23 protein-coding genes are annotated in these 24,474 nt (G+C 45.5%); 13 read left to right on the plus strand and 10 right to left on the minus strand.

Features of this window, described 5'->3' with window-relative positions:
* Nucleotides 1-77: 77 nt before the first annotated feature.
* On the minus strand, nucleotides 78-1,568 hold the full coding sequence (locus tag M2444_RS00865) for a 4-hydroxyphenylacetate 3-hydroxylase family protein (protein ID WP_280785997.1): 1,491 nt from the start codon (nucleotides 1,566-1,568) through the stop codon (nucleotides 78-80).
* Between the two features lie 215 nt (nucleotides 1,569-1,783).
* On the opposite strand from M2444_RS00865, the gene M2444_RS00870 reads away from it, so the two are divergent.
* The 8 genes from M2444_RS00870 (at nucleotide 1,784) to M2444_RS00905 (ending at nucleotide 8,769) form a co-directional block, all read left to right on the plus strand.
* Entirely contained in the window at nucleotides 1,784-2,161 is a 378-nt protein-coding gene (locus tag M2444_RS00870; protein ID WP_094873788.1) for a BlaI/MecI/CopY family transcriptional regulator, read from the plus strand.
* A 5-nt stretch (nucleotides 2,162-2,166) separates the two neighbouring features.
* A complete protein-coding gene (locus M2444_RS00875; RefSeq protein WP_280785998.1) occupies nucleotides 2,167-4,404 on the plus strand; it encodes a M56 family metallopeptidase in 2,238 nt (745 codons plus the stop codon).
* 235 nt (nucleotides 4,405-4,639) lie between these two features.
* Complete coding sequence (locus M2444_RS00880) at nucleotides 4,640-4,969, plus strand: PadR family transcriptional regulator (RefSeq protein ID WP_042187640.1); 330 nt, start codon at nucleotides 4,640-4,642, stop codon at nucleotides 4,967-4,969.
* Nucleotides 4,962-5,315 (plus strand): DUF1048 domain-containing protein, encoded by a 354-nt coding sequence (locus M2444_RS00885; protein ID WP_082651129.1) that lies wholly within the window; start codon nucleotides 4,962-4,964, stop codon nucleotides 5,313-5,315. Before M2444_RS00880 ends, M2444_RS00885 begins: the two co-directional genes overlap by 8 nt.
* Nucleotides 5,316-5,326: 11 nt before the next feature.
* Nucleotides 5,327-6,271 carry an ATP-binding cassette domain-containing protein gene (locus M2444_RS00890; protein ID WP_094873784.1) on the plus strand — a complete coding sequence of 315 codons (945 nt, stop codon included), beginning with the start codon at nucleotides 5,327-5,329 and terminating at the stop codon, nucleotides 6,269-6,271.
* Entirely contained in the window at nucleotides 6,268-7,032 is a 765-nt protein-coding gene (locus M2444_RS00895) for an ABC transporter permease (RefSeq protein WP_280785999.1), read from the plus strand. The genes M2444_RS00890 and M2444_RS00895 overlap by 4 nt, the downstream gene beginning before the upstream one ends.
* 233 nt (nucleotides 7,033-7,265) lie before the next feature.
* A complete protein-coding gene (locus M2444_RS00900) occupies nucleotides 7,266-8,513 on the plus strand; it encodes an MFS transporter (protein WP_280786000.1) in 1,248 nt (415 codons plus the stop codon).
* 70 nt (nucleotides 8,514-8,583) lie between these two features.
* On the plus strand, nucleotides 8,584-8,769 hold the full coding sequence (locus M2444_RS00905; protein ID WP_280786001.1) for a hypothetical protein: 186 nt from the start codon (nucleotides 8,584-8,586) through the stop codon (nucleotides 8,767-8,769).
* A gap of 23 nt (nucleotides 8,770-8,792) precedes the next feature.
* Here M2444_RS00905 and M2444_RS00910 read toward each other — a convergent pair whose 3' ends face one another.
* Entirely contained in the window at nucleotides 8,793-11,069 is a 2,277-nt protein-coding gene (locus tag M2444_RS00910; protein ID WP_280786002.1) for a preprotein translocase subunit SecA, read from the minus strand.
* A gap of 335 nt (nucleotides 11,070-11,404) precedes the next feature.
* Between M2444_RS00910 and M2444_RS00915 the strand changes: the two genes are divergently transcribed.
* Nucleotides 11,405-12,415: a phosphotransferase gene (locus M2444_RS00915; RefSeq protein ID WP_280786003.1), complete on the plus strand. Its 1,011-nt coding sequence runs from the start codon at nucleotides 11,405-11,407 to the stop codon at nucleotides 12,413-12,415.
* Here M2444_RS00915 and M2444_RS00920 read toward each other — a convergent pair.
* The 5 genes from M2444_RS00920 to M2444_RS00940 all read right to left on the minus strand — a co-directional run bounded on the left by M2444_RS00920 (nucleotide 12,410) and on the right by M2444_RS00940 (nucleotide 18,022).
* Complete coding sequence (locus M2444_RS00920; protein WP_094878084.1) at nucleotides 12,410-13,798, minus strand: cryptochrome/photolyase family protein; 1,389 nt, start codon at nucleotides 13,796-13,798, stop codon at nucleotides 12,410-12,412. The genes M2444_RS00915 and M2444_RS00920 overlap by 6 nt on opposite strands.
* 272 nt (nucleotides 13,799-14,070) lie before the next feature.
* Nucleotides 14,071-15,153, minus strand: a complete 1,083-nt coding sequence (locus M2444_RS00925; RefSeq protein WP_280786004.1) for an AI-2E family transporter — start codon at nucleotides 15,151-15,153, stop codon at nucleotides 14,071-14,073.
* A 56-nt stretch (nucleotides 15,154-15,209) separates the two neighbouring features.
* Nucleotides 15,210-16,613: a sensor histidine kinase gene (locus M2444_RS00930; protein ID WP_094878086.1), complete on the minus strand. Its 1,404-nt coding sequence runs from the start codon at nucleotides 16,611-16,613 to the stop codon at nucleotides 15,210-15,212.
* A 2-nt stretch (nucleotides 16,614-16,615) separates the two neighbouring features.
* Complete coding sequence (locus tag M2444_RS00935) at nucleotides 16,616-17,275, minus strand: response regulator transcription factor (RefSeq protein ID WP_094878087.1); 660 nt, start codon at nucleotides 17,273-17,275, stop codon at nucleotides 16,616-16,618.
* A gap of 489 nt (nucleotides 17,276-17,764) precedes the next feature.
* Nucleotides 17,765-18,022: a hypothetical protein gene (locus M2444_RS00940; RefSeq protein ID WP_094873768.1), complete on the minus strand. Its 258-nt coding sequence runs from the start codon at nucleotides 18,020-18,022 to the stop codon at nucleotides 17,765-17,767.
* Nucleotides 18,023-18,701: 679 nt separating this feature from the next.
* Here M2444_RS00940 and M2444_RS00945 point away from each other — a divergent pair.
* A complete protein-coding gene (locus M2444_RS00945; RefSeq protein WP_280786005.1) occupies nucleotides 18,702-19,385 on the plus strand; it encodes a hypothetical protein in 684 nt (227 codons plus the stop codon).
* A 1,004-nt stretch (nucleotides 19,386-20,389) separates the two neighbouring features.
* Here M2444_RS00945 and M2444_RS00950 read toward each other — a convergent pair.
* The 3 genes from M2444_RS00950 to M2444_RS00960 all read right to left on the minus strand — a co-directional run bounded on the left by M2444_RS00950 (nucleotide 20,390) and on the right by M2444_RS00960 (nucleotide 22,199).
* Nucleotides 20,390-21,226: a sulfurtransferase gene (locus M2444_RS00950; protein WP_280786006.1), complete on the minus strand. Its 837-nt coding sequence runs from the start codon at nucleotides 21,224-21,226 to the stop codon at nucleotides 20,390-20,392.
* A gap of 98 nt (nucleotides 21,227-21,324) precedes the next feature.
* Nucleotides 21,325-21,696 carry a hypothetical protein gene (locus M2444_RS00955; RefSeq protein WP_094878500.1) on the minus strand — a complete coding sequence of 124 codons (372 nt, stop codon included), beginning with the start codon at nucleotides 21,694-21,696 and terminating at the stop codon, nucleotides 21,325-21,327.
* Between the two features lie 131 nt (nucleotides 21,697-21,827).
* Nucleotides 21,828-22,199, minus strand: a complete 372-nt coding sequence (locus tag M2444_RS00960) for a hypothetical protein (RefSeq protein WP_094874334.1) — start codon at nucleotides 22,197-22,199, stop codon at nucleotides 21,828-21,830.
* Between the two features lie 199 nt (nucleotides 22,200-22,398).
* On the opposite strand from M2444_RS00960, the gene M2444_RS00965 reads away from it, so the two are divergent.
* The 3 genes from M2444_RS00965 to M2444_RS00975 are packed head-to-tail and all read left to right on the plus strand — an operon-like array spanning nucleotide 22,399 to nucleotide 24,471.
* Nucleotides 22,399-23,355 (plus strand): ABC transporter ATP-binding protein, encoded by a 957-nt coding sequence (locus M2444_RS00965; RefSeq protein WP_094874335.1) that lies wholly within the window; start codon nucleotides 22,399-22,401, stop codon nucleotides 23,353-23,355.
* Entirely contained in the window at nucleotides 23,348-24,094 is a 747-nt protein-coding gene (locus M2444_RS00970) for an ABC transporter permease (RefSeq protein WP_094874336.1), read from the plus strand. The genes M2444_RS00965 and M2444_RS00970 overlap by 8 nt, the downstream gene beginning before the upstream one ends.
* Nucleotides 24,095-24,096: 2 nt before the next feature.
* Nucleotides 24,097-24,471, plus strand: coding sequence for a GntR family transcriptional regulator (locus M2444_RS00975; RefSeq protein WP_094874337.1), 375 nt, complete (start codon nucleotides 24,097-24,099; stop codon nucleotides 24,469-24,471).
* Nucleotides 24,472-24,474 lie beyond the last annotated feature (3 nt).

Consider the following 24,474-nt stretch of genomic DNA (forward strand, 5'->3'; position numbering starts at 1 on the left):
GGGCTATAGTATTTCATGTCACCTGGCCGTGGGAGCAATTCGAAAAGTTTAATTCATCATAAAAAATAACAAAAAGCTCAATTAGAAACTACATCTGTTGTTGAATTAGGGAGAGGGTCTTCTGGTGAAATAAATTCGTGAATGATTTGACGGAAGTATCCGTGATTATCATAGCTATTGTACATACGCCAGGCCATTGTTTCTGAATTTCCAAAAAATAACCGCTCAAATTGGGTTTGGCGGCCACCGAATGCACCAGCTCCCAGTTCCCATGCGACCCGGAATAAGGCATTTCGGTACCGAGCATCCGAGACATTACCCTTTAAATACTGATAGAGGTATGAACCGGCACTTGAACTGAAGTCCGATTCCGAGGTGATCATAATAAGACCGCTTGAGCTGAGATTTTGAACCATTTCAACCATCTTTGGATAAAACTCTGTAAAGTGAATGGTTGAAGCTAGGAGGGGGCCTTTATCAGGTACGAGATATCCAAATTTGTCATGAGCTGCCCCGATTTCGGAAGCGAGCCTTAACGCTTTGAAGGTCTCTAGATACATTATTACTTTGGAAATCGGTACAATCGTGTAGGGTTCAAGGACAGCATTTTGTTCTTCTGCCAAAGATTCTAGCACACCGAGAAAGAACTCCGTTTTAGCAATATAGCGGGTGATGATTTGGTGACCAATATGGGTATGAAAGTGACTCTCACCGAACAATCGGGAACAGTAATTCTCATCCCCGTAATAAAAGATACGATCATGTGGGATAAGCACACGGTCGAATATAACAAGCGTATCCATTTCTTCGTACCTTGAACTTAATGGATGGTCGTAGGTGGAAGTGGCTGCATAGCTTTCGCGGCAAAAAAAAGTGATCCCCGGCAGATCATTAGGTACTGCAAAGGCAAACGCGAAGGGATTATCATCATCCACAAGGCAGGGGGAAGGCGTAGGGAATACTAGCATTTCATCGCATGTAGCCCCTTGTGTTGCCATCATAAAAGCACCGGTTACAACCATTCCTTCATCCTTGATTTCTACAACTTTAGCAGCTATAGAATCCTCTGTAGCATCAACCTGACCGGATATTTTACTTGCTTGAGGCTGGATGAATGCATGGGATAAAGTAATATCATGATCTCGGCAGTAGGCATAGTATTTCCTGAGGTTCTCAGCATATTTTGGATGAAGGTCCTCAAGGATATCGGCAGCAGTAAACAGAGACATGATTGCCGTATTCATATAATCTGGGGATCGTCCTAAAAAACCGTGATGTCTGTTTGACCAGAGTTCAATCATTTTTCTTCGGCGTTCTAAATCTTCAACACTTTTGGGCGGGAGAAAAGATAGACCAACAAGCTCTCCAGTATCAGGCGAAGGGTAGGTCATCTGCGCTAAATAACGTTCGTCACACTGCATGTTGTACATTTCGGCTTGTGTTTGTATGAGGCCTTGAAATGCAGGATGTTTGGATAAGGGCCCTTCGATACGCGTTCCTTTGTACCAGATATTGATATTTTGCCGGTCGATTCGTTCGATGTATTGATTACCATTTTTAATAGGCACATGTTCCACCTCTTTGAAGAGCTGTATTATTATTTTTAATGTACGTAATCATAATTCTTCTTGTACATTGTCCATACACCGAGTCAGAGAAGGGGCCAACCTAACTAGTGATTCGTATTGTTACTTTAAGGTTGACATAAATGAGACTTACTTGTATATTTTTTACATTGGATTACAAGTGTAGTCATTTGGTGAAAAGAAAGGCGGATAGGATTATGTCTACGGAAATTCCAAAAATCTCAGATGCCGAGTGGGAAGTAATGAAGGTGCTGTGGACTGGAGCCCCGCGTACGGCAGGAGAGATTGTTGAAGCTCTTGAGGGCAGCCGGGACTGGAACCCAAAAACGGTGCGGACGCTGATTAAGCGTCTGACGGAGAAAGGGGCTATCGGTTACAACCAGACAGGAAGGGTGTATTCTTATTACCCACTGGTGCGGGAAGAGGAATGCGTCCAATACGAAACACAATCTTTTCTGAAGCGGATCTACGGTGGAACGCTGCGCCCGATGTTAGTCAACTTTTTACAGGATGAGAAGCTGTCCCGAGAAGATATTGAAGAATTGAAGAGAATTTTGGATGAGCGAAAGGACTGAGTCGCTTGCTGGAAGCTGCATACAATCTGTTGGTTAAGATATTGTCACTATCCGCTATGGCGAGCGTGCTGTCTTTGCTGATCCTGGCAACGCGTTTCTTGTTCAAGCATCGATTGAAACCGACCTGGACGTATCTTCTGTGGATGCCGCTGATCGTGAGATTAGCCGTCCCTTGGACCCCGGAAAGTACGTTCAGCATTTTTAATTTGTTGCCGCTGGAGACAGAATCAGTTCAGACTTTCAATATTCGTTCTGCGCAGCCGATTGTAGGTGATTTGTCTGTGTCTTCGATGGACATTCAAGCGGTAGATTCGTCCACGGTCGCTGAAAAAACAGGAACAGGAACTTCACAGCAAGCCGAGAAAACGGAGAGAATGACACCAATAACTGCGGAAATCTACGATCCATTTGAGATATCCAATGCACGTTGGACGCCGATGTATTTGCTGGTTCTGGTGTGGCTTAGCGGAGCAGTGGTAATGATGAGTCTGTCGGTTCGTGAACAGCTGCGATTCACGGCACGGGTTCGAGGGGAACCGGAGATTCGTTCCGCAGATATCCTGCGGTTGTTCGAAACGTGCCAACGAGAGATGAAGGTAAGGCGCCCAGTGAAGCTGGTTGAGACGAAGCAGATTGCCATGCCGACACTGCTTGGCGTTATGCACCCTAAGCTGCTGTTGCCGACATCCATGCTGCACACGCTGGAGGCGAACGAACTGCGTCATATATTTCTGCATGAGCTGGCGCATGTGAAACGTCGTGATATTTCGCTGAATCTGCTGACAGCACTGCTGCTGGCGCTGCATTGGTTCAATCCGTTGCTTTGGTATGCCGTTAGCCAAATGAAACGGGACCAAGAGGTCGCCTGTGATGCGCTGGCTTTAAAGCATCTTGCATCGGAGCACCACAAAGACTACGCACGGACTCTTCTTAAACTATTGGAAACATTGACCGGTCCAATCCGAGTGGCTGGTGCTGCCTGCATTTCAAGCAGCAAGAAGGAAATGAAAAGAAGGATAACCATGATCACCAGGCATAAAAAAATCACTGCACAAAACACGGTGTTGGGGTTAGCAGTAATTATGGTCTTAAGTGGCTGTACCTTGACTGGGGCAAAGCTGAGTTCTACATCAGCCCCGGAGAAGAATGTTGTTATCCCGTCAGCTTCTCAGGTTAAAGATATACCTGCGATCGATCCCAAAGGAACCCTATTAGCGGAGAAAAACGGAATTACTATAACTGCAAAGCCCACGGCTGAGCATGCACTTTTGCATGAAGTCACGGTAGATGTACGTGGTGAAGTTAACAGAACGTTTTTATGGGATGCTGGTGAAGATGAAACGCGGCCTCCTTCCATTGAAGAAGCGGATCTTAACGGGGACGGTATTAAAGAAATCTTCATTCGTATTACTACCGGCACGGGAACAGGGCTCTCCATGAGTGAGATTCATGTGCTCCAGCCTGACACTCTGGAAGAGCTTGTGGTAGAGGACCCGGTCGAGGCGCTAAATCGGAGGCTGAAATCCTCTATTACACACCGGAATAACCACACCTACGTATCCGCTGAACTAGACGGAAAGCATTTGACTAAAGTGTATGATCACACTGAGGGAGCTTGGGGCAAGAAAATTGGTTTTGGCGCCGTAGTTTCGTATGAGTTGGAAGGAGATCGTATTGTAGCCCGGTTGGCAGGAGCAGCATCCATCTCTGAGTTTCCGCTTGAAGTTATTGTTATTTATGGCAAGGAACTTACCATTGAGAGCGCACAGATGTACTATGGCTCGTTTATTTCTCCTCCGCTCAGTGAACAGGATATTAAGTCCTTGCTGGATAAAAAGCTTCCAGCTAGCGGCTGGACCTTTGGTAAAGAAGGCGATCAATACAGGATTGATTTTATGGATCCACCGAATGGCGAAGGGGAAGGCCTTAGCTATAAAATTAATCCGCTAACTGGAACAGTTCATGATGTAACTTCTGGCAGTCCAGTGAGAAGCCTAGTGAATCGAGAAGCGGTAGATCTGTGGGACATATCTAACGGTAAGGAGTACCAGAAAGAGCTATATAGGTTACTTCAGCCAATATTTGATACAGAAGGCTTCGAGTCAACAGATGTGGATTGGATTTCCGGCTTTATTGGAGATGGTTATTTGTTCAGTAATGTTAGGCAAGGCGGCAGAGAGTTCACGATAAAAGTGGATGTCTTCACCGGTCAATGGGAAGAAATTGCTGACCCGTATAAATAGTTATGTCGATGTCGAAGAACCTCTTAACAATAAAGAAAGCCCGTGCCTACCACGGGCTTTCTTTATTGTTACTGACTTAAGCAAATGCTTTCCACTCACACCAAATCCAGCCCCTACTGCTGTTGCATTTATTTTATATTTTCAGCAATCCGCTTTTCCTCCTATTTACAATTCGGCTACTCGGTGATACTATATAGTGGTACTAAGCAATACAGAGTAGTATTGGAGGATTTTAATGGATAACCTAACAGAAATGCTGAAGGGAGTTTTGGAAGGCTGTGTACTTGAAATCATCAGCCGGAAAGAAACCTATGGGTATGAAATCGTAAAAACGCTAAATGCGCTCGGTTTCGAAGATGTTGTTGAAGGAACGGTCTACACCATCTTGATACGGTTAGAAAAAAATAAACTCGTCGATATCGAGAAAAAACCGTCCGAAATAGGACCACCAAGGAAATTTTATAGTCTAAATGAAGAGGGATGGCGGGAACTGTCCATGTTTTGGGAGAAATGGGGATATGTTTCGTCAAGACTTACTCAATTGAAGGAGGATAGCCGTGTATAAGAACATGCTCGCTAAATTTAAAGATTTACGTGAACAAAAAAAGGCTTACAAAGAGTGCGTAAAACGTTCAAAAGCGCTCCCAAATGATTACCGAGAAGTTTACAATATCGCATCGCGTTACATGCTGAACTTCTCATCAAACGATTCTAGTGTCATCAACCTGTTCCCCGAAATGCTCGACATGTTTGAGATGGGAGCTGCTGAAGGTCGAGATGTTCTGGAGATCGTAGGGAATGACGTAATGGCGTTCTGTGACGGGCTGCTCGAGGACGTTTCCGCTCAGACTTGGACAGGGAAAATGCGAGCGAAAATGAACGAGTCCATTCACAAAAAACTTGGAAGATAGGGGGGATTAGGATGACATCGAACAATTGGGCGATTGAAGTAATAGGCCTCAAAAAATCATATAAGAACGTGGATGTGTTGCGTGGGGTGGACTTCACCGTTCAGAAGGGTTCAACTTTTGCTCTTCTAGGGTCCAACGGTGCGGGTAAAACTACGATGATCAAAATTCTTGCCACCCTGCTCCAGCCCGACAACGGAAGCGCAAAGATTAATGGAGACGACGTAACTAAGCAACCGGAGCAAGTACGTAAGGAGATCAGCCTGACAGGACAAAGCGTCACAGCAGACTATATCCTGACCGGACGCGAGAATCTGCGAATGATGGCCAAACTCCGCCATTTGCCCGATCCTGACAAACAAGCCGAGGAGTTATTGCGTCGTTTTGACTTACTCGATGCCGCCGATCGCCGAATCTCCACGTATTCCGGAGGGATGTGTCGGCGCTTGGATTTGGCTATGAGCTTATTGGGTAACCCTTCGGTCATTTTTCTCGATGAGCCGACCACCGGACTTGACCCGCAAGCGCGTCTTGCTATGTGGGATATGATTAAGGATTTAGCGAGATCAGGTGTCACTGTTTTTCTAACTACGCAGTATTTAGAGGAAGCTGACCATCTAGCCGATCAAATCGCGATCTTACACGAAGGTCATATCGTGGCAAGCGGCAGTCCCGCGGAGCTTAAAAATAGATTGCCTAAGGGTCATATCGAGCTTCGATTCGACAATGAAACAATGTTAAATCAAGCACAAGATCTGTTAAAGGAATTTAACGCGACGGCAGATTCGAACAATCTCACGCTCACCGTCATTACAGACGGAAGTACGAGACAGATGATGCGCCTGCTAACAAAAGCAGCGGAAGCTGACATAGAAATTGCCGAGTTTGCCCAGAAACTGCCCTCGCTTGAGGATGTTTTTCTCGCGATCGTCACTAGCAAAAAGGAGGACTCCCGATGAAATTCATTTATTTTCTAGGCGATACCGCCGTCATGAGTGGGCGTGTCATTCGCCATTCCACACGTAGCATCGACACGATTATTACCGTTATCGCTATGCCGATCATGATCATGCTGCTCTTTGTTTACATCTTTGGCGGAGCGATGAATACTGGTGATGTAAGTTATATCAATTATATTGTGCCCGGAATATTGCTCTTTTGCATTGCTAGTGGCGTGGCTTATTCTTCTCTTCGTATCAATAACGATCTCACGAAAGGCATATTCGAGCGTTTTCACTCCATGCCGATCGCAAAAGCCTCTATTCTAGGCGGTCATGTGGTTGCTTCATTAGTTTTTAACGTCATTTCATTGCTCGCCATTTTCCTTGTTGCCTTCGGAATGGGATTTCGGCCGAAAGCGGATGTGCTCGGTTGGATATTAGCCATTGGTATTTTGCTGCTTAGTATCCTTGCGTTTACTTGGATTGCCGTCACCTTCGGCTTGCTTGCTAAATCATTCGAAGGAGCAGGAGTGTTTTCTTACATTTTGATGTTACTTTTATTCGTTAGTTCTGCCTTTGCGCCGACTGACAGCATGCCTTCGGCTATCCGCGTATTCGCAGAATATCAGCCCATGACACCGCTTATTGAGAGCATTCGTTCTCTTTTACTCGGAGGAACGGCAGATAAAACTACGCTTGTGGCGGTATTATGGAGTTTAGCAATACTTGGGTTTTTCTGGGCTTCCGCTATGCGAGTGTATAAACGGAGAATGAAATAGACGTATAAAAGAGCCGGTGGCTTCTCGAAAGAGGGGGATACCGGCTCTTTGTGTGCACAGGCTAATTTTAAGATGCTGGCTGAATGGTGGGGTGAATATTTCTGTGCTATTCTTGAAATGTGATTTATATAAAATTTTTGTACATAGAATTAGTAGTACCGGATTTGGTGATTATTTTCAATAAGCGAATGGGGAATGAATGATATTTTTAAAAAATGGGGGAGTAAGTTATAGTGATACCAAACGAAGCACAAAACAAAAAACATTGGAAACGCGATATAATTATCTTTCTAAGTAGCCAAACATTGTCGTTATTCGGTTCTGCGTTAGTTCAATATGCAATTATGTGGTACGTTACGCTGACGACAAAATCAGGTATGATGATGACATTATTTATTATTTGTGGATTCATTCCTACCTTTTTATTATCACCTTTTGCAGGTGTATGGGCGGACCGTTTCAACCGGAAATATCTTATTATCATAGCAGACGCCATGATCGCCTTTGTCACACTGATTTTAGCCATTACATTTTTGCTTGGTTATGATGAAATATGGTTGTTGTTCGCCATTGCTGCAGTTCGTGCACTCGGAGCTGGAATTCAGTCGCCTGCAGTTGGGGCAATATTACCTCAAATCGTGCCAGAGGATAAGCTGACGAAGGTAAATGGGATCAATGGAAGTCTTCAAGCGCTTATGATGTTTGTTGCACCGATCGTAAGTGCGTCACTGCTTGCTATGGCAACCATAGAGGTTATTTTCTTTATCGATGTTGTCACAGCGGCGATAGCAATCTTTACATTATCTTTCTTTTTGAAAATACCGTTGCATAAAAAAGCGACTGATAAACAAACGACAAGCTATTTGGACGATTTTAAACAGGGTTTAAGTTATATTAAAAACCACAGCTTTCTCAAAACCTTTTTCATTTTTTTCGCCTTTTTCTTCGTATTGATGGCACCGGCAGCATTTTTAACACCGCTACAAGTGACACGCAGCTTTGGAGATGATTATTGGCGTTTAACTGCCATTGAAATTGCTTTTTCTATCGGTATGATGGCTGGCGGAGCTATTATTGCCTCATGGGGCGGCTTTCGAAACAAAGTATATACAATGACTTTCGCTAGCTTAATTATGGGTGTATGTACATTAGCTTTGGGTATTGTACCTGTTTTTTGGATCTACTTGGCTATGATGGCTGTATTCGGCGTAGCTATGCCCGTCTTTAATACGCCGACAACTGTAATGCTACAAGAGAAGGTAGATCCGGATTACATGGGGCGCATATTTGGAGTGTTCGGAATGATATCGACTTCCATGATGCCCATTGGAATGCTGATATTCGGTCCGCTTGCAGATATTATTGAGATTGAATGGCTCCTAATTGGAACAGGATTGTTTATTGTAATACTGTCCATTTTTTTCATACGTAACAAGCGTTTGGTTGAGGCCGGGATGCCGTTAATAAAGGAAGCATCATAAGAGCAGGAGTAGGGATTCGCTGTACCTGCGAGAATAAGGCGAACATGTGTAAATAAAAAGGAGCCCGACAATGACTTATTCACAGATGTGGAACAATTCAGAAAATGAAGCTGAAATTCTCTATTTGGAACAGCAGATTGTGGCCATCAAAAAAGAAATAATGCGAGCAAAAACCGCAGAACAACAGGAGATATTGGATCAAGCGCATCGCAAGCTGGCTGAATTGGAAGCGAAGCTGGATGAGCTAGAGGAGTAGGGGCTAACCGCCCCTTCGTGGCATCAATATTTTGACAGCTTGAATATCGGCCTCGCAACCGTACGAAGCCAATAAGCAAATACGGTCGTTCCGGTCCATGAGTTTCGCTTATTCTGTAGGTATTGATCGTTGATTATATAAGTCCGTGTGGAAGCGGGGCTTTTCAGACCGAACTTTTCCCACTCTGCCGGATCATTCGAACCTCCAAGCTTTTCAAGCATATTTTCCGACGCGATATTTATGTTAGAAGGAATTTGCTCGTAGGCTTCAGTGATTTGCGCATGAAATTCGTCGATAGGATTGCGGCTGGCAAGGCTCTCCAAGTGAATGCCTTCGCGAAGGTAAGAAACGTATGCAAGATGGTCAGCCCAGAATTCGTCGATATAAAAAAGCCGTACCCGCTGCTCCGCTGGACTCAACGGCTGCTCACCTTTCAAAATTCGGAGCCGCTCCGCGTATAGAATTCGCCTCTGATCCTCCACCATATCCGAATAACAATTCAGTTCCTTGTGGATATCGAAGTTTTGGCCCATAACAATACGCTGAGTACTGGTGATCTTGCTGCTAAGCGCCGTCTCGTCAAGAGCCTCATCCTGCCTGAGAGCGCGATCCGTTTTATGGATGCCAAAGCGAAGCAGTAACTCATCCTCCAAGCTTACATAAAAAACGGAAGCTCCAGGGTCACCTTGGCGGCCGGAACGTCCGCGCAACTGGTCATCGATCCGTACGCTTTCGTTCACATGGGTGCCAATCACGTACAACCCGCCCAGCTTAGCGACAGCTTCGGCTTGCATGGGGTTGCCGCCACCGAGCCGGATGTCAACGCCGCGTCCTGCCATATTCGTAGACACCGTCACGGCGCCGATTTCCCCTGCTTTGGCGATGATGTCGGCTTCTTCCGCATCGTTTTTCGCATTCAGAACATGACATGGTACGCCATTAGCCGCTAGCGCCTCTGCCAGCTTGGCAGACTCCTCGACGCTTGACGTACCAATGAGAATTGGACGCCTCGTCCTATGGACCGAGGAAATTTCTTGAACGAGTGCCTTAAGCTTGGCTTCTTTATGGTTATAAATCCGGTGCGGATGGTCGATCCGGATGTTTGAACGGTTCGGCGGGATTTGTACGACCTCCAGCGCATAAATATCTTTGAACTCCATTGCGGAAGCATGCGCGGTAGCCGTCATTCCGCAAATCTGCGGATACAGGCTGATGAAGTGTTGAATGGTGATCGTCCCGAGAATTTGTCCACTGGCTGTGGAGGACAACCCCTCTTTGGCCGTAAGCGCGGCTTGCAGCCCGTCCGGCAAATACCGGTTCTCCGCCACTCGGCCGGTATATTCTTCGATCAGCTCGATTTTGCCGTCCCGGACGATGTAGTCGACGTCTTTCTTTAATAATGATTCCACATGCAGCGCGCAATTTAATGAAGTCAGCAAGTGGCTGTTATGAATATCGTACAAATTGCCGCATCCCAGCAGCGATTCCGCCTTCGCAGCGCCTGTTTCATTTAAGTAAACGTTCCGCTGGAATTCGTCGAAGTCGTAATGCTCATCTCGCTTGAGCTGCCGAGCCACTTCTGCGAAACGAAAGCCATCGCTCCTGGAAGAGGGGGAATCGCCGCTGATGACTAGGGGTACCCGTGCTTCGTCGAGAAGCAGCGAATCCGCTTCGTCGACGATGACATAGTGGAAAGGACGATGTACGGTATCGGCTTCGTTTAATGCAATGGTATCACGCAAGTAATCGAATCCCGCTTCTTTGGCCGTAACATAGGTTATATCCTTGGCGTATGCTTCCTGTTTCTCGGACAGGCTCATGCCCGCTTGAACCGAGTGTACCGTTAATCCGAGGAAACGATAGATCGGGCCCATCCATTCCGCATCCCGCTTTGCTAAATAATCGTTAAAAGTCAGCACATGAATACCTTGGCCAGTCAGTGCATTTAGATATGCAGGCATAACAGCAGAAAGTGTTTTTCCTTCGCCGGTATGCTGCTCGATCAAGAATCTCTCGTGCAGAGCGATGGCAGCCATGATCTGGACGTCGTAAGGATTTAATCCAAGCTTTCTCTTCGCTACCTCGCAAACTAACGCATAAGCAGCAATAAGCAGCTCATCCAAAGGTGTACCTGATTTTGCTTTTTTTTGTAACCGGAGGGATTCCGCTTGAAGCTGCCCATCGTCCCATTCTTCCAAATTCCGTTTTCTGATGAGCTCCACGTTGTCCTGATAAACTTTCAGCTTATTCTGGGTATCGCGGTCTTTGAATTTTTGCATCAATTTGACAGCTATATTCATAGAAATCTGAGCTCCCCTCGGTAGAAATACGCTTAGTTTTGAACGATATTTGCGCTGATCAGTCGATTAAGATGTCCTTGGATTCAATCTACCAAAATATTCTATTAAATGCAATTTGGACAAATCATGACTAGCATAATGTAAAATTTAAAACTCTAAGCATTCATCGCCATCTTATTTAAGTTGTCATTAGGTGGATGATTTCAATTCTCTAGCGGAAAAGTACAAGAGGTGCATACAGGCTCCTAAATCCGATATAGGGGATTTGACACAGGCATACGCTGCTTTTACAATTGCCTATGAGTTGATAGACTTATGAGAGAGAGGCATATGCTGTGGAAACTATAGTAAGTCAAGCTTGGCCAAAATGGAGTGGAACGCTACAGAAGCGGAGCGGGGGTTGGAACAACACTACTTATTTTGTGGAAAATAACGGGAAACGCGCGGTCCTTCGAATATATGATACACATAAGGACAGAAACAAGATTGAGTTCGAGCATGCTGTGCTGGAGCAGCTTGGAACACGAGCTTTGCCTTTCAACGTACCTCTTCCCATTCTAACGACTACCGGTGAAACTATGATTCAGTTAAGGGAGAGTGGCAAATTCGCCTGCTTGTTCCGATATATCGATGGTGATTCACCTGTGGAGGAAGAGGTTTCCTACCTAGAATCCTTTGGAGCGGTGACTGGAGTTTTATCAGAAGTTCTATCAGTTATTGATCCCGGCCTTACTCCGGTGTACCGGCCATATTATGAATTGCGGACGTCTTATCCGTTATGCAGTCCGGAGGTGATCCGGGAGCTGTGCCTGAATCCGCCGGAACCTTTTAAGGATCTGGGAGATGAGCTATTGATGCTCTCCAGAGCTTATGAAGATATTACAGGTTCGCTGAATGAACTGGAGGGACTGCCACACCAACTAGTGCACGGTGACTTGAATGCCTCTAATCTCTTGGTTCATTCAGAAGACCCGGGGCAGGTGTCCTCGCTGCTTGATTTTGAGTTCTGTACCTATGATTTGCGGGTCATGGAGCCAGCAGTTATTCTATCTGGGCTGCTTGGGCATGTGGAGGAGAAGAAGATGATTCGTGATTTCTGCCGGGGCTTCAGCCGCAGTATCCGCCTCACCCCAGCCGAAATCAGCGCCATTCCAGTGCTGATGCTGCTGAGAAAAATCGATGTCTTTCTTCATTTTGTCACCCGTTATCTGGAGGGTACCGATGAAACCCGGGTACTGCATGAGCAGACAAAGCTGCTGTCCGCATATTTAATCCAGCTGTCTGCAGGAACAGCAGAAATTCTAGTGATATTGCAAGAAGAGCAGGGAAGTGCAAGCAGGCTATAGCTCACTTCCGCTATTAGGTTGCACCGCCGCTCCTTTGCTGTTCAGGATTTCTTTATACACCTCAATCGCCAGCGCCCGTGACTGCTTAAGATCAACGATAGCATTGGGTCTAGGCAGGTGGATAGCTTTATCGGACAAATCCGCAAGCTCCGGCAGCCAGGTGCGTATATAATCTCCGCTCGGGTCATGAGTCTGAGACTGGGTTACCGGATTCATGACCCTGAAGTAAGGGGAGGCATCGAATCCGAGCGAGGAGCTCCACAGCCAGCCGCCACGGTTCAGTACATTATCATAATCGCTCAGCTTCAGCCGGAAGTAACGCTCCCCGTAAATAAATGGACAGCCCAGATTTTTGGTAAGAAACATTGCGGTAATCATCCGCAGCCGGTTCGGCATCCATCCGGTTGTGTTCAGTTGGATCATTGCAGCATCAATTATCGGAATGCCAGTTCTTCCCAAAGACCAGGCCTCAAAGTATTTCGTACCAAGAATGCTCAAATCATACACCTTCTCATAACGGAAGAAATCTGCATCCAGACGGGCCTGATACAGATAGAAATCCCGCCAGGCCAGCTGTCGCAACCATTCTTCCCCATCGGTATCTTCTTCCGCCAGCCGAGTATACACAGTACGTGCTGAAAGGGTACCCGTATTGAGATACCGGCTGATTCGGCTGGTGCCTTCCTGTGCATACCTGTCACGGCTCACGTGATAATCCCGTAAATGCAGGTCTATAAATTGCTCAATCGTATCGTGTACATCTATCTTCTTTCCTGAAGTTGCTAATTCTTCAAACTGAAGTGTAATCTCTTCTGGAATCTTGAAATCTTCGGCAATCCTCTCGTCTAGCGCGGACGTTGACAGCTCAGCCAAGGTTGAAGAATAAGGCGGACGAAACCGTTCTGCCACGTAGTTGCGCCAGCGGCGGTAGAACGGTGTGAATACCTTGAAGGGCTGCCGCCGCCCGCACCAATCCATGAAATCTTCCAGATCGCAGAGCATGCTCTCATGATAAATTGTGAAACGGATGCGGAGAGAAACCGACGTATCGCGTAGGCTCATGTCTCTTTGTAATGCATAAGGGGTGTAATCTGCATGAATCATTATTTCCTGAATCGGGTAAGCTTCGCTCAGCCTCTTGACAATTATATCAGGCTCTCCATAAAGAATATGTAGCTGTTTGCCTTCAGTGGCGTACTCCTGCTGAAGTCTTGAGACCTGCGTCAGGAAGTTTACCCCGCTATGCTCAAGATAGCGTTGTTTGCGCAGCAGGAAGGGTTCCAGAATCAACACATGAAGGCTGCGAGAGCCAGAAGAACGTATGGCCTCAAAGGCTGGAAGATCACTAGTCCGAAGATCCTTGCGGTGAATGAAGAGAATCATTAAAAGTATTTCCTTTCTGTTATCTGAGAGAATAAACCGCTTATCCATAATACGATAGATTTAAAGTTTTGGCGATGAACTGTCCCTACTGGAAGAATTGGAGTCAGGAGATTCGGATCATGGGCATTGCATTCACTCTGGAAAGTGTTATAACCATGATATACACCATAACTTAAGCACAAAAAGCCCGCGCCAAGACGCAGACTCTTTATGTTTATTCTTCCCCAATGGCTATGGGATTCCCCTTTACGAGATGAACCGCTAGGATGATCTTATTTGGCAGCTTCTTCATAGAGGAGGCAACGAAGACTCTTATCCGGGTAGCGCAACTCTGCAATATAGCTGCTACCGTCTTCGAGTAAAAGTTTGACGTCTACCATACCGCGACTATTATTTTTGTCGGTATCTATCAGGTATGCCATAGTGATTTTTCGGGTCTCTCCTTGTTTGTCTGTTACTATTTTTGTAGCCTCGTGAATCCAGGCTGCGTCCTTTTCAATGGCCTTGGCAGCTTCAGCACTGATCGGAGTTCTTTTCAGAGTGAAATTAGCGGCAGTCGTATCCACTACCGTCCGGGTAGGATAATCAACGATTACGGTATATTGCCAGAATTCCTTACCCTGTGCTCTTAAGGTGTCCGCTTTATAAGGAGCGAATGTAATCATCCATGATTTTCCATTAAACAATAATATTTCGTTTAAATTGGCGTATACTTCCAGTTTGGAGACGTCAGCACCAAATAGCTTCTTTACACTTGTAGTGGCAAGGGCGACGGCATCGGTCTGACTCAAATCTTTGGAGTCCAGCGGAGTTACAATGTTCCGTTTGGACATGGCATAGTCCATCCGGTAGTGCCAGTCAGTAGTTTCTAAGAGTTCCTCGTCAGTCAATGGTCGATTCGGATAAACGATCCTGTTTTTGTCCAAGTCCCAATAATGCTCTGCTTGTCCCGGCTTTAGCGGAAGTGGCTGCTTGGGACGGAGACCGTCATACAAATACTGGTCTTGCAATATCAGCCTCCGGTTCATTTCATCCTCGGTCATCGGCCTGCTCTCGGTGATCTCATTATCAGGCTTGTCCGCAAAATCATAAATTTGCTGCAATTCTTCTTGAGTCATCAACTGCTGCAGCTCTTTGTTCAGGTCGGATAACGTAGTTTTTACTTTTTCTGCTTCTACCTTTAATACAGGCGTCTTGCTGCTGCTCAAGATCTGCTTGCCCGTGTCCTGCACGACAGGAATGCTCTTGGCAACGCTGGTATTCACAAATCCTGGGACAATCATTGCGCTAACCACCAGTACGCTTCCAGAGAACAAGAGCACTGTGAGTGTAGTGGAAATCTTTTTGTTGTTCATTAACTTAACCTCCATTAGGATTGGATGATGAATCTACTAACCTTAATCCAAAGATGTTATAGAGTAGGAGGGCAGTTGTTATGAAGTTGTAAAAAGATACGCACGCAAGTCCCCATGCCAAGATCAGAGTCTAATGTTAACCTGGCCTGATGTGCTTCGGCAATTTGCCGGCATAAGGACAATCCCAGGCCTGCTCCGCCGTACTCGCGTGAACGCGCCTGGTCTCCCCGGTAGAACGGTTCAAATACACGTTTGGTTTGTTCTGCCGAGAGTCCGGCTCCTGTATCGCGGATTTCCAGCACAGCTTCTCCATTCAGCTCATAGGCCAGCATTTGGATCTCGCTACCCCGCTTGGAAGCATGAATCGCATTTTCAATTAGATTGACTAAACAAGAAGCCAGCAAATCTGCGTCTCCCCAAACAGTAGTGATCCTTTGGTGGACATGAAGTTGTATGTCTGCATCCTCTAATTTTGGGCGTTCCGTCTGTTGGACTGTTTGAAACAGTTCCGGAATGTCCACCTGCCGGAGTGCCAGCGGCTGATGCCGGAGGACAGACAAATCCAGCAGTTTGAAGGCCAAATTCTTGAGACGGAGGGTTTCGCTAAGAATATATCCGCCCGCCGTTTGCTGTTCTTCCTGGCCGATGTTGGCCGTGGTCAGAAATTCGGCGAACCCCTGCATACTGGTCAAAGGCGTGCGCAATTCATGGGCTAAATTATCCACCATCCGCTGTTTCTCTTCAGCCATCTCCGAGAGTTCGGTGACTCGCTGCTCCACAGCCTCTGCCATCCGGTTGAAGTTCAGGGCCAGTTCGCCAAATTCATCTCTACTGCGCAGCTGCACCCGTTTCGTATAGTCGCCTTCGGCGATCGTTTTGCTGGTCTCGGACAGGAGATTCAGCGGCTTACTTAGCTGCCGGATCAGCAGATACAACAGTAGCAGCAGAATTGGACCCGCAATCAAGTTAATCATTACAAAAAAGCGGTTCAGCTCCTGTTGTTTGGCGAAGAGCTCGCTGATATCACGCTGATAGACAAGCCGCATATGCTGGTAAGGAACAGGAAGCGGTGTGGAGAGCTGAATAGACCGGGCGCCTAAGGCTTCAGGCTCGCCGCTATTTCCCGAGCTTTGCTCCATGATGTTTTCATTTTGGGGAGGATAAATCATCAAGCCGTTCTCCCAGAGCTGCAAATAAATTCCCTGCTTACGGTAGTAATCACCATAGGATTGGGAGACGCTGGCCAGGAGAATGGGAGTCAATGGGTTACCCCGTGCCTGAATAGAACTAAGGTTCTCATAGATATTGTTGACGATCAACAATTGTTCACTGGAGGCTCTCTGCGTCTCACTATCTATGTTGAGCTGCCAGCTTTTTTTCATCACCATAATCACACTTACATCCAGGGTGATGACGAAGAGGGGGAGCACCGACAGTAGAATTTTATGCCAGAATCTCATGATTAACTCTGAACTTCCAGGCGATAGCCTAGTTTGAAAATGGTTTTGATCCGTTCTTCCCAGCCCAGTTTTTTGCGTAGCTGCCGGATGTGGACATCCACGGTGCGGGTGTCGCCTTCAAAATCATAGCCCCAGGCTAATTCCAGCAGCTTTTCCCTCGACAATGCAATGTTTCGGTTGCGGATTAATACCTCAAGCAGCTCGAATTCCCTAACGGTCAAATCAACTGGCGTCTGATCCACCAAAACCTGCCGTTCCAGATAACGCACCTCAACGTCATCACAAATGAAGCTGGATGTGCCTTTTTCCCCCCTGCGCAGCACGACATTGATTCTTGCCAGCAGCTCAAGGATTTCAAATGGTTTAATGATATAATCATCCGCGCCCAGCTCGAAGCCTTTGATGCGGTCAGCTAAAGAATTTTTGGCGGTGATCAATATCACTGGAATCTGAAAATGTGCAATCCGCTGCATAACTTCAAAACCATCCAGCTCCGGAAGCATAACGTCCAGCAGAATCAAATCCGTCTTCTCACGCTCCAGAATTTCCAAAACCTCCGGTCCACGGTAAGCCTTGCTATATGTATGTCCTACCAGCTTCAGATTCATTGTAATTAAATCACTGATCGCTCGTTCATCTTCTACTACCAATATATTTGCCATTCCGTATTTCTCCTCCTGATCCCTTGCTGACTAAATGCTACTTCCCGTTATACACTATATACAACTAAAGGAAGAATTGTCTAGAAGGTTGGTAGTTTCATCCAGGGATGACACCTATCAGAATAGAATAGTATGTGGTCAAAAAAGAAAAAATGAATCCATACATTGCGAACCGTTACCCTAACAGAATTAACAAACTGTTGATTTCAAACCCATCTAAGAGATTCCAGTGTAAGGTATATAGGCCAACTCCAGCACCGCCAGCACATTCGCAGTCGTGACACGCAGGAGCTAGCTCTGTACGCTAATGGTTTACTTGGCACAGACAAGGTCAACGTCATAAAGCGATATCCCCAGTTTGCTGGATCATAGGAACGTCTGGATTTAAGAGCGTTTGCTTCGGAGGCCGGAGGCAAACGGATTGAACGTAAAAAGCCGCCCAAATTTCCCGGGCAGCCTTTCATATTCTTACGCGTGCGTCTTTTGAGATCAAGCCGTTTGCGCCTCATGTTTGCGAGTAGTTACAGTGTCTTCTTTTTCCGTGGACCCGTTGTCCTGACGCTTAACTGCTTCCTCGTCTCGAACCCCATTCAATTCATGTTCGTTCTGATGAAATTCCTTGAGTATATTCTGGTAAATATGAGCCTCTTGAAGGTTCAGTCCGTCGCGATTTTCTTTCAAAACCCAGTTCTCGACCGTTTTCTTCAAGATTTCGCTCTTCCGTTCCAGCAGTTCCGTATAACTCAATTTACTTCATCCTTTCCGGTTCATGGTTTCAAACGCCGGATGGACTTTTTTTACTTGTCAGTTCGTGCGTTTAGCATCACATCCGACGTAACGTTTACCATTATACAGAAAATCCTGGTCGAACCCAACGCGGACCAACCGTCATCAGATAGGGTGAGCACTACTCAGAATGGAACGGGAGTCCTCAGCGGACCGATTCGCAGAAGTGCGGCCGGATGCTCCGGGATGCTGACAGTTGCTTCTCTTTCATATAATCGTTTAACCAGATATCAAGCACACGCTTTTAACTCTAATCTTCCTCAAGAGCAAGCGTAATCCCCATAAGAATCCCAATCACTCTAATTTATTTCATACAATTGAATTGTATATTTGTATATACAGTCTTCTCCAGCGCTAATACAGACGGGTGCGACGAGCTGATTTAAATGGAAATATGGTTTTCACTGGGCTTATTTATTTTATAGATCACAGATTCTGGATCGCCTCTCAAACCTTCTTTATAGCCTTGTTTTGAATGATCCTGCCGATTTCCTATTGTGCATTCTAATGATAATGTGGCACACTATATATAGATAAAACCAAACGAGGCAAAGAATGCCCCGTCTCCTTTCCTTTTGGAATAGAGGCGGGTTTTTTTATGATTAGAAATATATTTCGTTGCAGAGCGAGGGGATAGGTAATGGGTTTCGAGAGGGAGCATAAGGAATGGTTATGTAATCATCTCAAACAAAGGAAGGGAGAGCGGCTCGATGCACTTAAACGCGGTCATGGTTACGGAAACCGCTTGTTTGTCGAGCGGGTGTGGTGGCCTCTAGCCGGACATTTTCACGGATTACATCCAGAATATGAAGTTAAAGACTGGCGCGGCAGATCCTATTTTGTGGATATTTTGTGGGAGATCGGAGCCTCGCGTATTGCATTTGAGATCATGGACTATGGCTCACATGGAACGGATCGTAGCAAATACCGGATGGACTTGAACCGCGGGCTTTTTCTACAGTCTCAAGACTGCACGGTGCTCTATATCTCGCTGGATGAGCTAAAAGAAAATCCATCCTTCATTCTCTCCGCGCTGCGGAATATTCTCTTTTCTTATTTGTTAGCAGAAAAGTCTGCGAAGGCAACCACTGAGAGAGCCTATTCCAAAATCGAGCGCGATCTGATGCGGGCAGCCATCCGGCACCATCGTTTCCTTCGCCCGGCTGATGCCGCGAGAGAGCTGGAACTGCACACGATGACGATCATTAAATACTGCCGTCAGCTGGTGGTTAAGGGTAAATTTCGCCCGGTGGCAAGAGGTTCATCTCAGCGGATCATTTACTATGAATATATTGGTACGCTACAAAGTCCAGATTTGATTTAAAGATGAAAGCCGTCGTGAGAATGTGAATGAAAAAATCGAATACAATGTGCCGACGGTAGGTAAATGAGTCAAATATATGCGAAAAATCGATCACAATGTGCCTCCGGCAAGTTGAAGGAGGCATGTGTATGCGAAAAACCGAACACAATGTGCCACCGGCAACGTAAAGAAGGCAGATGTATGCGGAAAATCGAATATAATGTGCCACCGGTAACGTAAAGAAAGCAGATGAATGCGAAAAATCGATCACAATGTGCCTTCGGCAACGTAAAGAAAGCAGATGTATGAGAAAAACCGAATACAATGTGCCATCGGTAACGTAAAGAAAGCAGATGTATGAGAAAAACCGATCACAATGTGCCGCCGGCAAGTTGAAGGAGGCAGATGTATGCGGAAAATAGAATATAATGTGCCGCCGGTACCGTAAAGAAGGCAGATGTATGCGAAAAACCGAATACAATGTGCCACCGGCAACGTAAAGAAAGCAGATGTATGCGAAAAACCGAATATAATGTGCCACCGGTAACGTAAAGAAAGCAGATGTATGCGAAAAACCGAATACAATGTGCCTCCGGTACCGTAAAGAAAGCAGATGTATGCGAAAAACCGAATACAATATGCCACCGACAACGTAAAGAAAGCAGATGTATGCGAAAAATCGATCACAATGCGCCCCCGGCAAGTTGAAGAAAGCAGATGTATACGAAAAACCGAATACAATGTGCCACCGGTAACGTAAAGAAGGCAGATGTATGCGAAAAATCGATCACAATGTGCCGCCGGCAACGTAAAGAAAGCAGATGTACGCGAAAAACCGATCACAATGCGCCACCGTCAACGTAAAGAAAGCAGATGTATGCGAAAAATCGATCACAATGTGCCGTCGGTACCATAAACGAGCCAAATATATGCGAAAAACCGAATACGATATTTTTCCAGTATGGTAAATGGGGCCTCTGATTTCCAGGGAATCATAAGAACCCGCGCCGCGGGTTCTTGTGATTCTATTCTTCCCCTGTCGCCACCGGATTCTCCTCATAACTAATCCAGTCACTCCAGCTCCCCGCATACAACTTCACATTCCTATACCCAGCTTTTTCAAGCGCGAGCACATTCGGGCAGGCGCTTACGCCTGAACCGCAGTAGATGATAATCTCTTGCTCAGGATCGATGCCCTCATAATGCTCTTTCAGCACCTCCGTGGATTTCCAGCGCCCTTGCTCATCCAACACTTCTTTCCAGAACTTATTGATCGCCCCAGGAATATGCCCTGCCTTCGGATCAATTGGTTCTTCCAGCCCTTCATAACGACGGGACTCGCGGGAATCAATCAAAAGCGCGCCACCGTCGTTAACCACATTTTGCACATCTTCCATGCTAACAAGCATCTTCTTCTGAACATCAGCTTCATATTGACTCGGAATACGTACCGCTTGATGATCACTAACGGGGAACTTACCATTTTTCCAAGCAGAGTAGCCTTCATCCATTACAAACACACGCTCATGCCCCAAGTATTTAAGCATCCACCACAGACGGGAAGCGTAGGCACCACCTTGATCATCATAAGCTACAACAATACTATCTCTGTTAATGCCAACCTTGCTAAGAACGGTGATAAGCTTGGAGACCTCGGGCAGTGGATGGCGTCCACCGTGTTCGCTTACTGGAGCGGAGAGTTGTTCTTCTAGATGTAGATAAATTGCTCCGGGAACATGATCTTCCGTATAGGCTTTACGTCCAGCTTCCGGGTCAGTAAGTAAAAAACGGCAATCGACTATAACCATTTCAGGTTCGTATAACCGAGCAAGCAGCCATCGGGGAGAAACGATTGGTTCCATAAAGATACCTTCTTTCTATTAATATGTATGGAGTCATTATAGCGGAAAATAAATGAGGACGCACCTTAAGCTTATCGCTTAACTACGTCCTTAAGTGATTAAATTAAACGATATCCTGAAGGCAAGCTACCAGTGCGCTGTATGGTGCGAACCTGCGCTGGAGTCAGCCGCTGATTGCTTGAAATGAGCGATTCGACATCTCCTCTACGGAGAAAGTCATCCAGTTCACGAATGCTGCGGTTACCACGCAGAATTACGAAATTGTCACGGAAGCGAGAACGATCGAACAGTACAAGCGTAGCGTTCGGATTCGTGGAGAAAAAGCGTAAGCTTTCTATTCCAGTAAGGATTGCATCAATATCTGCAATGCCTAGGTTGCCGCGATAGGTTCTGCGGAGTCCACGGAAGTTCTCCTCACTATATACTCTTAATCTGGGATAGATTACGGACGCTGCTTTTATGGTTACCATATTTTATCTCTCCTTGTTGGATTGACTTAGCAGGTAAATCTCCTGACTATTTGACCTCAGAAGATAACTTAGGAAAAAGGAGTAACCTGGGCAGTAGCTCCAGATTGCTCCTTTTTTGTTGAATGAAAATGTTAGATCAAGCGATATCCTGCAGGCAAAGTGCCGCTGCTGCGGATATTGCGAATCTGTTCGAGAGTTAATCTTTGATTCGTTGAAATAATGGATTCCACATCATTACCGGAAATGAAATCGTCCAAATCACGGATGCTGTGGTTTCCACGAAGTACACGGAAGTTTCCTCTAAACCGGGTTCTAGTGAAGAGTACCAATGTTGCATTGCTGCTGGTAGAGAAGAATCGAAGACTCTCAATACCATCTAGAATGTTGTCCGTATTACGAATGCCAAGGTTGCCGGTATAGATTCTACTGCTACCCCTAAAGTTTTCTTCATCGTAAACGGTCAAACGTGGGTAAGTCTGGGATACATGAACTTCTTTTTTCATTTGTCATTCCTCCTTTGTTATCTAATCTATGTTCATTTCAATTTTTGGTTTGGCAGATAGTCTAATAGAAAGCCCTTATTTTGCGTAATCCATAATTTCGGGCTTTACATCAATAATATATTAGTGTACTATTCAACTATAACACAGACACATTAAAATGAATTCATCAATAATAAAAAAGATGGCAGGGAGGATTACCATGAAGCAGGGAAGTAACGAACGCATGCAAGATTCAATCGTGTTGCAAATGAATGGGGTAAGCAAGATCATTAAAGGGAAATCCATTGTGGATAAGCTGACATTTGATATCCGTAAGGGAGAAATTGTTGGGCTATTGGGACCCAATGGTGCGGGGAAGACAACAACGATCCGGATGATGACGGGTCTTATACGGATGAGTGAAGGCGATGTGATCGTTCAAGGTCACAGTGTTAAGAATGATTTTAATAAAGCTATTGGACATATTGGAGCAATTATTGAGAATCCAGAGTTCTATCCGTATATGACAGGGCTTGATAATCTAAAGCAATACCAGAGAATGACAGATAATATTGAAGCTGGCAGAATTGATGAGGTTGTAGAATTGGTAGGACTTCAGGAAGCAATGAATAAGAAAGTGAAGGCCTATTCGCTGGGTATGCGTCAACGTCTTGGGATTGCTCAGGCATTACTGAACCGACCAAAATTATTGATTCTAGATGAACCTACGAATGGTCTTGATCCAGCAGGAATACGAGAAATGCGTGATTATATGCGTAGAATCGCAGATGTTGAAGGGATTTCCATTCTAATCTCCAGCCACCTGCTGACTGAAATCGAACAAATATGCCATCGTGCCATCGTGATTCAGAACGGCAAATTGGTGACCGTTACAGCGATTGGTGGGGAGCAGGAGACAGCTGCAGAAGTGAAGCTAACGATTCGCGTAGCCTCAGTTGAATCCGCAATAATCCTCTTGGGGAGGTTAGAATACGCAGAACTATTAACTATGGACAGTACTCGTTCTGAGGTGACAGTAAGTCTGCATGACAGTAGAGTGCCAGAGCTAGTGTCTGCTTTTAGTGATAAAGGGGTAGGTATTTTCCGGATTACAGAGAATAAACAAAGCTTAGAAGAAGATTTCTTGAAATGGACAGGAGGGAACCGCATTGCGTAGTTTTAATAATTTGGTGGTTAATGAATGGCTCAAGCTCTCGAAGAAACGCACGTTTTTTGTGCCTTATCTGATATTAATTCTGTTATCCCTGCTGTTAGGTTACATTGTTCATTCTGTCTCACCTGATCTGTTTGGATCAGCTTATGATTTTTCAGCAATGATGCTGCTTTCCCAAGGAATTGGGCAAGTGATTACCATTCTCGCAATCATCGGAACAGCGGGTATTGTCTCAAAAGAATATAGTCAGGGCACCATCAAATTCCTTCTAATCCGTGCGAGAAGTCGTACAGCAATACTTGCGTCCAAATATGCTGTAGTGTTGATTTACGCGTTCTCAGTGGCAGTTGTCGGCATGTTGGCGGTTTTTGCATCAGGAGCTTTATGGTTTGGCTTGAGTGGTGGTGAGGCTGGTATCCGTGAGATGTTAACCAGTTTAATGTATAACTCAGTTAGTACAGTTGTATATACAACACTAGCTTTTATGATCGGGATTTTGACAACATCTACGGGTGTTACAATTGGTGCTACAATGTTTATGCTGATGATAGACAAATTGGTTATTTTTCGTGAATTTTATAAATATGTATTATTCCCCAACCTAAATTTAGCTGCTTATGAAGGTGGAGGAGCACCTATGCCTGGAATGACGCTGACCTTTTCCATAGCAATGCTAGTTTTATACACAGCTGTCTTTCTGCTCATAGGCTTCTCCGTCTTTAGACGAAGGGATGTTGCTTAATCATGACAATCGAATTCGATAACAACCTGCCGATTTATATTCAGATCATGAATTACATCAAAGGAGAAATCGTCACAGGTAAGTTAAAACCAGGAGATAAAATTCTCTCGGTACGAGAGCTTGCCAGTGACCTGCAGATTAATCCGAATACAGTACAAAGAACCTTTCAGGAACTGGAGCGTGAAGAAATCGTGGAGACCCGGCGTGGAATGGGAAGATACGTCACTAGTAATGAAGGTACGATTTTGACCATCAAAAAAGAAATGGCAAAGGATGTACTAGATCGTTTCATTCGCGGCATGCAGGACCTTGGTTTTCAAGGTGAAGATATTTTAGCGGCAGTAGCAGAGAGTATCCGAAACAAGGATGGAGAATAGGGG

The organism is Paenibacillus sp. PastF-3, from assembly GCF_029893135.1.
Taxonomy (GTDB): Bacteria; Bacillota; Bacilli; order Paenibacillales; family Paenibacillaceae; genus Paenibacillus_AQ; species Paenibacillus_AQ nitricinens.

Excerpts from the sequence above, each read along its gene's own strand:
- M2444_RS00870 (WP_094873788.1), top strand. The coding sequence starts at position 1,784 with ATGTCTACGGAAATTCCAAAAATCTCAGATGCCGAGTGGGAAGTAATG.
- M2444_RS00880 (WP_042187640.1), top strand. The coding sequence starts at position 4,640 with ATGGATAACCTAACAGAAATGCTGAAGGGAGTTTTGGAAGGCTGTGTA.
- M2444_RS00890 (WP_094873784.1), top strand. The coding sequence starts at position 5,327 with ATGACATCGAACAATTGGGCGATTGAAGTAATAGGCCTCAAAAAATCA.
- M2444_RS00895 (WP_280785999.1), top strand. The coding sequence starts at position 6,268 with ATGAAATTCATTTATTTTCTAGGCGATACCGCCGTCATGAGTGGGCGT.
- M2444_RS00905 (WP_280786001.1), top strand. The coding sequence starts at position 8,584 with ATGACTTATTCACAGATGTGGAACAATTCAGAAAATGAAGCTGAAATT.
- M2444_RS00910 (WP_280786002.1), bottom strand. The coding sequence starts at position 11,069 with ATGAATATAGCTGTCAAATTGATGCAAAAATTCAAAGACCGCGATACC.
- M2444_RS00920 (WP_094878084.1), bottom strand. The coding sequence starts at position 13,798 with ATGATTCTCTTCATTCACCGCAAGGATCTTCGGACTAGTGATCTTCCA.
- M2444_RS00925 (WP_280786004.1), bottom strand. The coding sequence starts at position 15,153 with ATGAACAACAAAAAGATTTCCACTACACTCACAGTGCTCTTGTTCTCT.
- M2444_RS00930 (WP_094878086.1), bottom strand. The coding sequence starts at position 16,613 with ATGAGATTCTGGCATAAAATTCTACTGTCGGTGCTCCCCCTCTTCGTC.
- M2444_RS00935 (WP_094878087.1), bottom strand. The coding sequence starts at position 17,275 with ATGGCAAATATATTGGTAGTAGAAGATGAACGAGCGATCAGTGATTTA.
- M2444_RS00945 (WP_280786005.1), top strand. The coding sequence starts at position 18,702 with ATGGGTTTCGAGAGGGAGCATAAGGAATGGTTATGTAATCATCTCAAA.
- M2444_RS00950 (WP_280786006.1), bottom strand. The coding sequence starts at position 21,226 with ATGGAACCAATCGTTTCTCCCCGATGGCTGCTTGCTCGGTTATACGAA.
- M2444_RS00955 (WP_094878500.1), bottom strand. The coding sequence starts at position 21,696 with ATGGTAACCATAAAAGCAGCGTCCGTAATCTATCCCAGATTAAGAGTA.
- M2444_RS00960 (WP_094874334.1), bottom strand. The coding sequence starts at position 22,199 with ATGAAAAAAGAAGTTCATGTATCCCAGACTTACCCACGTTTGACCGTT.
- M2444_RS00965 (WP_094874335.1), top strand. The coding sequence starts at position 22,399 with ATGAAGCAGGGAAGTAACGAACGCATGCAAGATTCAATCGTGTTGCAA.
- M2444_RS00975 (WP_094874337.1), top strand. The coding sequence starts at position 24,097 with ATGACAATCGAATTCGATAACAACCTGCCGATTTATATTCAGATCATG.